Here is a 9,170-nt window from a genome sequence, read left to right as displayed (position 1 = left end):
GGGACCGCCGGCCATATCGACCACGGCAAGACCACCCTGGTCCGCGCACTGACCGGGGTGGACGCCGACCGCCTGCCGCAGGAGAAGGAACGCGGCATCACGCTCGATCTCGGCTATGCCTACGCCGCGCTGGAAGGCGGCGCGACCCTGGGTTTCGTCGACGTGCCCGGCCACGAGAAGCTGATCCGAAACATGCTCGCCGGGGCCAAGGCGATCGACTTCGCCCTGCTGGTGATCGCCGCCGACGACGGGCCGATGCCGCAGACGCGCGAGCACCTCGAGCTGCTCGACCTGATCGGCATCCGCTGCGGGGCGGTCGCGTTGACCAAGATCGACGCGGTCGATCCGATGCGGGTCGACGAGGTCGAGGCCGAGATCGCCGAGCTGCTCGCGGACACCCGGCTCGCCGACAGCCCGGTCTTCCGCGTCGCCGCGCCGAGCGGCGAGGGCGTGCCCGCCCTGCGCGAACACCTGGCGAGCATCGCGCGCGGCTTCGAACGCCCGGCGGGCGGTGGGCGCTTCCGGATGGCCATCGACCGGGCCTTCTCGCTCAAGGGCGTGGGCACCGTGGTCACCGGGACGGCGCTGGCCGGGCAGGTCCGCGTCGACGACACGCTCGTCGTCGCCCCGACGGGGGTCACCGCCCGCGTGCGCGGCCTGCACGTGCAGGACCGGCCCGCCGAGACGGGCCGTGCCGGCGAACGCTGTGCCGTGGCGATCAAGGGCGACTTCGACAAGAAGGACATCGAGCGCGGCCTGTGGCTGGTCGACCCGGCGCTGGCCGAGCCGCTGACCCGCTTTCAGGCCGAGTTGCGGGTGCCGAAGGGCCAGCGGCCGGTCAGGCACATGCAGTCGGTGCACGTGCACATCGGCACCGACGACATCATGGGGCGGGTGGCGCTGCTCGATTGCAAGACCGCCGAGCCGGGGCAGACGGCGCTGGCCGAGATCCTCCTGCAACGCGAGACGCTCACCCTGCGCGGCGACCCGTTCGTGCTGCGCGACGCCGGGGCCACGCGCACCGTCGCCGGCGGGCGTACGCTCGACATCTTTCCGCCCAAGCGCCACAAGCGCCGCCCCTTCCGCCTCGAGCTGCTCGAGCGGCTGCGCGACGATGACCCGGCCAACGCACTGACCTTCCTCGCCGCGGAGTCGGAAACCGGGGTCGATCTCGACGCGTTCGCCCGCAACTGGAACCTCGACGAGGCCAGCGCCGAGGCGCTCTGGCGACGCGCCGATCTGCGCGTCCTTCGCGAGGGCGACGAGGCGGTGGGCATCAGTGCCGTGGCGTGGGAGGCCCTGCGCGAACGGCTGCTCGCCGTGCTCGCCGAGGAGCACGAGCGCGCCCCGGACATGGTCGGCGTCGAGCCGGGTCGCCTGCGACGCATGATCTCGGTGCGGCTCTCGCCGCTGCTGTTCCGGGCACTGACCGACCAGATGCTCGGGGAAGGCGCGATCGCGCTGACCCGCGCCTGGCTGCACCTGCCGGGGCACCGGGTGCAGGTCAGCGAGGCCGACCGCGAGCGCTTCGCGATCCTCGCGCCGCTGTTTCGCGCCAATCCCTACAATCCGCCACGGGTCCGCTACGCCGCGCAGGAGGTGGGGCTCGAGGAAGGCGAGGTGCGCCAGCTGTGCCGGCGGCTGGCGCGTGCCGGCGAGCTCTATCCGATCGCGCGGGATCACTACTTCACCGCCGAGGCGGTCGCCGAATTGGCCGACATCGTGCGGGAGCTGGCACAAGAGGAAGGCGCGGCCCGCGCCGCCCCCTTCCGCGACCTGATCTACCCGGACGGCAGCGGCGGGCGCAAGGTGGCCATCCGGATTCTCGAGTTCTTCGATCGCGTCGGATACACTCGACGCGTCCATGACGACCACGTCCTGCGCGAGGACAGCAGTGCGTCGCCCTGGAAATAAGGAAGACCTGCACGCATCCGATGACGCTCTGCGCGCCCAAGGGGGCGGCTCACCAAGCCAGAGTGGCATCGGATGCGTGCAGACCTTCCGTAAGGAAGAGATCGTTCCCCGGTGGGGCGCCCGGTCTTCAAAACCGGGAGGGGCTGTCAAGCGGTCCCTGATAGGTTCGACTCCTATTCTCTTCCGCCACCTTCGATCGGCCCGATGCCCGGGCCGCCAAAAAGAAACCCCGCTCGAATCGAGCGGGGTTTTGTCGTTTCTGAGGTCGGCTGGAAATCAGTCCTTGGCGACCACCGGCAGGCCGGCCTCTTCCCAGGCATCCATGCCACCCATCAGGTTGGCGATGTTGCTGTAGCCCTCGCGCATCAGCAGGCTGGCGGCCACGGTCGAGCGCATGCCCGAACCGCAGACCAGGGTGATTGCGTCGTCCTTCGCCACGCCGTCGATGCCGCCGCGCACGGCGTGGGCCGGCAGGTGGCGGGCGCCCAAGGCATGACCCTCGTCCCATTCGCTGGCCTCGCGCATGTCCCACAGGGCACGGCGGTCGTGGTCGAGGTCGTTCTTGGCGGTCTCGGCGTCGACCAGCGGGATGTTGTCGAAGGCCTCGCCGGCCTTGAGCCAGGCATCGAAGCCGCCGTCGAGAAAGCCGACCACGTTGTCCTGGCCGACGCGCACCAGCGCGCGGATGGCATCGCTGATCATCTCGTCGTCACCCTCGTGGTCGACCAGGATCAGCGGCCTGTCCGGCGGGGCGATCCAGCCGGCCCAGGTGGACAGGTCGTCACCGAACTCGATGCCCAGCGACCCCTTGATGTGCGCGGCGTTGAAGGCCAGCCGGTCGCGGATGTCGATGACCACCGCCCCGTTGTCCATCTGTGCCTTGAGGTCGTCGATGTCGAACACCTCGATCTCCTCGGACAAGAGATCGACCATGCCCTGCACCGGCTTGGGGCCTTCCGAGTTGGTGACCTTGTTGCGCGGGTAGAAGTCCGGTGCCGGCGGCAGGTTGCTCAGCAGGGTGTCGATGAACTCGTCTTCCGTGAGCGACGGATCGAGCAGCGGGTTGGCGGCGCGCTCGTAGCCCAGCGTCGAGACGGTGCGCCCCGACATGCCGGCGCCACAGGCCGAGCCGGCGCCGTGGCCCGGGCGGATCTCCAGGCCGTCGGGCAGGCCGTGGAGTTTTTCGCGCACGCTGTGGAAAGCCTGCTTGGCCAGCCCGCGGGTGGCCTCCTCGCCGAGCAGGTCCGGGCGGCCGAGGCTGCCGACGAAGAGGAAATCGCCGGTCAGGAAGACGTTGGGCACGTCCGGGGAGCGGGCGCCGTCGTAGACCAGGAACGAGATGTGCTCCGGGGTGTGGCCTGGCGTGTGCAGCGCCTCGATGCGCACGTTGCCCATCTGCACCGAGTCGCCCTCCTGCATCGGCAGGTGGTCGAAGCCCACCTCGAAGACTTCGTTGTCGTCGTAGGCCGACAGGTGCAGCTTCGCGCCGGTCACCTCGGCCAGCTCGCGCGCGCCGGAGGCATAGTCGGCGTGGATGTGGGTGTCCATCACGTGGCGGATGACGTAGCCCTCCTGCTCGGCGAAATCGAGGTAGATGTCGATGTCGCGGCGCGGGTCGACGATCGCCAGCTCCTTGCTCTGCTGGCAGCCGACGGCGTAGCTCAGTTGGGACAGGCCGGATTCTTCGAACGTTTCGAACAGCATGGGTGCTCCTTCGGAAGGTGAATAGGGGGATTTGGATAAGCGTGACTTGGGAATCTATCAGAGAAACTGTTGAACGATGGACAGTGGGATGGATCGCGAGTTTCTCAAGCCCGGTTCCGCTGCGCGGATCGGTGCGTGACGGGGTGGCCGTGGCGTCGGCGCGACACCGGTGCGAGCGCGCTGTTGCGCCCGTGCCGGCACCTGTGCTTAGCTCGAAGTCGTCGGGCCGCCCCTGTCAATCGCCCCGACATCCGACCGAAATCCCCGCGTCCGGCTCGTGCCGGCCGCCGACAGGAGTCCCTGGTGCCCTCGATCTGGACCGACATCGCCACCCAGGCCACCGCCTTTCGCCGTCGCCTGCACCAGGCCCCTGAGTTGACCTGGCAGGAGCACGCCACCGCCGGCGCGATCCGCACCGAGCTCGATCATCTCGGCATCCCCTGGCGGGCCTGTGCCGGCACCGGCACGGTCGGGACGCTCGCGCCCGAGGCCACCGGTCGGCACATCGCCCTGCGCGCGGACATCGACGCCCTGCCGATCGACGAGATCAGCGACGCGGATTGGTCCTCCGGCACGCCCGGGATCATGCACGCCTGCGGTCACGACGGGCACACCGCCACGCTGCTGGCGGTCGCCCGCTGGCTCAAGACCTGCGAGGACCAGCTGCCCGGTCCGGTCACGCTGCTGTTCCAGCCCGCAGAGGAAGGCGGGCATGGCGCGCGCGAGATGATTCGCGACGGGGCGCTGACGGGGGTGGACTGGGTGTTCGGCTGGCACAACTGGCCGGCGATCCCCTTCGGCCAGGCCGTCTGCCCGGACGGGCCGGTGATGGGCGCGAACGGCACCTTCGAGATCCGCCTGACCGGCAGCGGAGGGCACGCCAGCCAGCCCGAGGCCTGCCGCGATCCGGTGCTCGCCGGTTCCGCGCTGGTCCAGTCCATCCAGCAGATCGTCTCGCGGCGGCTCGCCCCGCAGACGGCGGCGGTGGTCAGCGTGACCACCTTCGAGGCCGGCGGGGCGATCACCGCCATCCCCGACACCGCACGCCTGGCCGGCTCGGTGCGGGTCGAGCGCACCGACCAGCGCGACGCGGTCGCCCGGCATCTCGAGCAGGTCGCCCGCGACACCGCCGCGGCCTACGGGGTCGAGGCGCGCTGCACCTTCACGCCCCGCTATCACGCCACCATCAATCACCCGGAGGCCGCCGCGCACTACCGTGGTGCATTGGCCCGCGTGTTCGGCGCCAATTGGCGCGACACCTCCCTGCCGGTGCCGATCATGGCGTCCGAGGATTTCAGCTACTACCTTCGGGAGGTGCCCGGCGCCTTCGCCCTGATCGGCGCCGATGACGGCGAGGGCCATCACTGGCCCTGCCACAACCCGCGCTACGACTTCAACGACCGGTTGATCGACCCGGTGGGCCGGATCTTTTCCGACCTGGTCGGGCTGCCGATGGAGTCGCCCGCGGGCTGAGCGCAACCGGCAGGCCTCTTGCAAGGGCTTGACCCACGCACACGCCGGGGAAACAGCCCGGCACTCCCGCCGCGATGCGGCGGATTGACACCACCCGCAATAAGGGGAGAAAACGCCAATGCACATGCAGGTGTTCGAGCAGTGGGAATCCGAGATCCGCGCGTACTGTCGCGCCGCACCCACGGTCTTTCACTCGGCGAGCAACGCCCGCCAGACCGACGAGCAGGGGCGAAGTTACATCGATTTCTACGCCGGCGCCGGGGTGCTCAACTTCGGGCACAACGACCCGAAGATGAAGGACGCGCTGATCGACTACATCCAGAACGACGGTGTCGCTCACAGCCTCGACATGTACACCAGCGCCAAGCGCGCCTTTATCACCAAGTTCGTCGAGACGATCCTCAAGCCGCGTGACATGGACTACCGGCTGCAGTTCGTCGGGCCGACCGGTACCAACGCCGTCGAGGCCGCGCTCAAGCTCGCCCGCCGTGTCACCGGCCGCACGCAGGTGGTCTCCTTCCACCACGCCTTTCACGGCATGACGCTCGGCGCGCTGGCCGCGACCACCAACGCGCATTTCCGCAACGCCGCCGGCGTGCCGCTGGACAACGTCGTCCACCAGGCCTTCGGCTGCGAGAGCCCGTGCCCGAACTGCTCGCTCGGTTGCGGCATGGACTCGCTCGAGCGGATGCGCGAGATCTACTCCGACCCGTCCAGCGGCTTCCCGAAGCCGGCGGCGTTCCTGGTCGAGACCATCCAGGCCGAGGGCGGCGTGCGTGTGGCCTCAGAGGAATGGCTCAAGGGCGTACAGGACCTGGCGCGTGAACTGGGCGCGCTGTTCATCGTCGACGACATCCAGGTCGGCTGCGGTCGCACCGGCCCGTACTTCTCCTTCGACGAGATGGACCTCGACCCGGACATCATCACGCTGGCCAAGGGCATCGGCGGGTTCGGCACGCCGATGGCGATGAACCTCAACAAGCCCGAACACGACAAGCACTGGGCGCCCGGCGAGCACACCGGCACCTTCCGCGGGCAGGACCTGTCGTTCATCGCCGGCACCGTGGCGCTGGGCTACTTCGACGACCCGGCGTTCATGGACGAGACCCGGCGCAAGGGCGAGGTGATCCGAAAGCGCCTGGAGACGATCGCGGAGAAGTACCCGCGCTTCGCCGTGCGTGGCCGCGGGATGATGCAGGCGATCGACTTCATCGACGGCGATCTCTCCAAGCGCATCGCCCGCGAGTGCTTCGACCGCGGGCTCCTGGCGGCAGTCTGCGGCTCGAAGGGGCAGGTGATCAAGCTGATCCCGCCGCTGACCATTCCCGACGACGACCTCGAGGAGGGGCTGAATCTCTTCGAGCAGGCCATCGATGCCCAGGTGGAGGGCTGACCCATGCGACAACGTGACGACATGACCTTCCCGATGGAAGAGTACGAGCGCCGGCTGGGCGAGTTGCGCATGCGCATGGCCGAACGGCTGCTGGACGCGGTGATCATCACCGACCCCGAGAACCTGATGTACCTCACGGATTACCAGACCACGGGGTACTCGTTCTTCCAGGCTCTGGTGGTGCCGCTCGACGAGGAGCCGTTCATGATCACGCGGACGATGGAGGAGTCCAACGTCCACGCGCGCACCTGGGTGGAGATCACCCGGCCCTACCCGGATACCGGTGATGCCATCCAGATGCTGGTCTCTTCGCTCAAGGAGTTCGGGCTGGCGAGCAAGTTCATCGGTTACGAGCGCAACAGCTACTTCTTCCCCGCCTACCAGCAGGATGCGCTGCGCACCACGCTCACCGGCGCCAAGCTGCTCGATTGCTTCGGCATCGTCGAGTGCGGCCGGCGCACCAAGTCCAAGCACGAGATCGAGATCATGCGCCGCGCGGCCATCGCCACCGAGGCCGGCATGAAGGCCGGGCTGGAGGCCTGCAAGGCCGGCGTCACCGAGAACGAGATCGGCGCGGAGATCAGCGCCGGCATGTTCCGCGCCGGCGGCGAGCCCCCGGCGGTGATGCCCTACGTCACCTCCGGGCCACGCACCATGATCGGCCACGCCACCTGGGAAGGGCGCGTGGTCAAGCCGGGCGAGCACGTCTTCCTCGAGGTGGCCGGCTGCTACCGCCGCTACCACACTGCGATGATGCGTACCGCCGTGCTGGGCGAGCCCACCGAGTTGATGTGGAAGGCCCAGGAACGCATGAAGGAGGCACTCGAGCGGGTCAAGGCGTTGATCCGCCCGGGCGTGACCGTCTCGGACGCCGACAACCTGGTCCGCTCGATCATGACCGTGGACGACGCCCACGGGAAGCTGATCACCCGTTCGGGTTATTCCATCGGCATCGCCTTCCCGCCCAGCTGGGACGAGGGCTACATCCTCAGCCTGATGCACGGCGACAAGACCGTGCTGCGCGAGGGCATGACCTTCCACATCATCCCCTGGGCCTGGGGCGTGGACGGCGACAAGACCTGCGGCATCTCCGACACCATCTACATCACCAAGGACGGCTGCGAGTCGTTCTTCAGCCTCGACCAGGATTTCACCGTCAAGCGCGAGGAGGCCAAGCGCGAGGTCTCGGAAGAGCCGCCGGTGATCGAGCTGCTCGCCGCCGAGAAGGACAAGGGCGAAAAGAAGTCCAAGTCGCACGACAAGCACGACCACAAGAAATCCCCGGACCACAAGAAATCCAAGGAGTCGCGCGCCTCATGAGCCAGACCGTCATCAATCCGACCACGGGCAAGACCCTGCACGAGTTCCCGGTGATGGACCCGGCCCAGCGTGACGCGGTGTTGGAGCGGTCCGACGTCGCCTACCGCGACTGGCGCAGGACCAGTTTCGCCGAGCGTGCCGACCTGCTGCGACGCGTGGCGGCGGTGATGCGCGAGGACCGCGAGCGTCTGGCCCTGCTGATGACCGACGAGATGGGCAAGCCCATCCGCGAGGCGCGCGGCGAGGTCGACAAGGCCGCCTGGTGCGCCGAGCACTACGCCGACCACGCGGAAGGTTATCTCGCCAGCGAGATGCTCGGCTCGGACGCCACGGTCAGCTACGTGCAGTACCTGCCGATCGGCACGGTGCTGGGCATCCTGCCGTGGAACGCCCCCTTCTGGCTCGCCTTCCGCTTCGCCGCCCCGGCGCTGATGGCCGGCAATACCTGCGTGATGAAGCACGACGCACACGTCCCGGCCTGCGCGGCGGGCATCGCCGAGTGCTTCGAGAAGGCCGGCTTCCCGCAGGGCGTGTTCCAGAACCTGCCGCTGGAAACCGACGACATCCAGGGCGCGATCGAGACCGAGTGCGTGCGCGCCGTCTCGTTTACCGGCTCCGACCGCGCCGGCTCGATCGTCGCGGCCACCGCCGCCCGGCAGATCAAGCCCGCCGTGCTGGAACTGGGAGGCTCCGACCCGGTGATCGTGCTGGCGGACGCCGATCTCGAGGCCGCCGCCGACACCGTGGTGCTCTCGCGCATCATCAACGCCGGCCAGTCCTGCATCGCCGCCAAGCGCATCATCATCGAGGAATCCGTCTACGAGCGTTTTCTCGACATGATGAAGATGCGTCTCGAGAAGCTGACCATGGGCGATCCGCGCGAGGAGAGCACCGACGTCGGACCCATCGCCCGCGCCGATCTGCGCGACGGACTGCATCGCCAGGTGCAGGCCAGTGTCGAGGCCGGGGCGCGCTGCCTGTTGGGCGGCGAGATGCCGGAGGGCGACGGCTTCTTCTACCCGGTGACATTGCTGGCCGACGTCGACGACTCCATGGTCGCCTTCTGCGAGGAGACCTTCGGCCCGATCGCGGTGGCCATGTCCGCGCGCGATGCCGACCACGCCCTCGAGATCGCCAACAGCACCAAGTACGGTCTGGGCGCGGCGGTCTGGACCGCCGACACCGCCCGCGCCATCCACATGGCCCGCGACATCGAGGCCGGCCAGGTATCGATCAACGGCATCGTCAAGACCGACCCACGGCTGCCCAGCGGCGGCGTCAAGCGCTCCGGCTACGGCCGCGAACTCGGCCCGCACGGCATCAAGATGTTCGTCAATGCGCAGCAGGTGTGGGTGGGGCCGAAGCA

At 68.6% G+C, this 9,170-nt stretch carries 6 protein-coding genes and 1 tRNA gene; 6 read left to right on the top strand and 1 reads right to left on the bottom strand.

Annotation, left to right across the window (positions count from 1 at the left end; genetic code table 11):
- On the top strand, positions 1-1,914 hold a 1,914-nt coding region (gene selB / locus ACLFRM_RS08135), incomplete at its 5' end, for a selenocysteine-specific translation elongation factor (RefSeq protein ID WP_410755239.1).
- A 93-nt stretch (positions 1,915-2,007) separates the two neighbouring features.
- Positions 2,008-2,103 (top strand) — tRNA-Sec (locus ACLFRM_RS08130).
- Positions 2,104-2,190: 87 nt separating this feature from the next.
- Here the strand turns inward: ACLFRM_RS08130 and ACLFRM_RS08125 are convergent.
- Positions 2,191-3,618 carry an MBL fold metallo-hydrolase gene (locus ACLFRM_RS08125; RefSeq protein WP_410755238.1) on the bottom strand — a complete coding sequence of 476 codons (1,428 nt, stop codon included), beginning with the start codon at positions 3,616-3,618 and terminating at the stop codon, positions 2,191-2,193.
- A 303-nt stretch (positions 3,619-3,921) separates the two neighbouring features.
- Between ACLFRM_RS08125 and doeB2 the strand changes: the two genes are divergently transcribed.
- The 4 genes from doeB2 to ACLFRM_RS08105 all read left to right on the top strand — a co-directional run.
- On the top strand, positions 3,922-5,091 hold the full coding sequence (gene doeB2 / locus ACLFRM_RS08120; RefSeq protein WP_410755237.1) for a N(2)-acetyl-L-2,4-diaminobutanoate deacetylase DoeB2: 1,170 nt from the start codon (positions 3,922-3,924) through the stop codon (positions 5,089-5,091).
- Between the two features lie 118 nt (positions 5,092-5,209).
- A complete protein-coding gene (locus tag ACLFRM_RS08115; protein WP_410755236.1) occupies positions 5,210-6,484 on the top strand; it encodes an aspartate aminotransferase family protein in 1,275 nt (424 codons plus the stop codon).
- A 3-nt stretch (positions 6,485-6,487) separates the two neighbouring features.
- Positions 6,488-7,804 (top strand): ectoine hydrolase, encoded by a 1,317-nt coding sequence (gene doeA, locus ACLFRM_RS08110; protein WP_410755235.1) that lies wholly within the window; start codon positions 6,488-6,490, stop codon positions 7,802-7,804.
- Positions 7,801-9,170 (top strand): NAD-dependent succinate-semialdehyde dehydrogenase (locus tag ACLFRM_RS08105; RefSeq protein ID WP_410755234.1); only part of this gene is annotated, 1,370 nt, incomplete at its 3' end. The genes doeA and ACLFRM_RS08105, both read left to right, overlap by 4 nt.

The sequence above is a fragment of the Guyparkeria sp. genome (genome assembly GCF_046540515.1).
Classification (GTDB): Bacteria; Pseudomonadota; Gammaproteobacteria; order Halothiobacillales; family Halothiobacillaceae; genus Guyparkeria.
The sequence above is the reverse complement of the archived record's forward strand: the minus strand, read 5'-3'. Positions and strand labels throughout refer to the sequence as shown.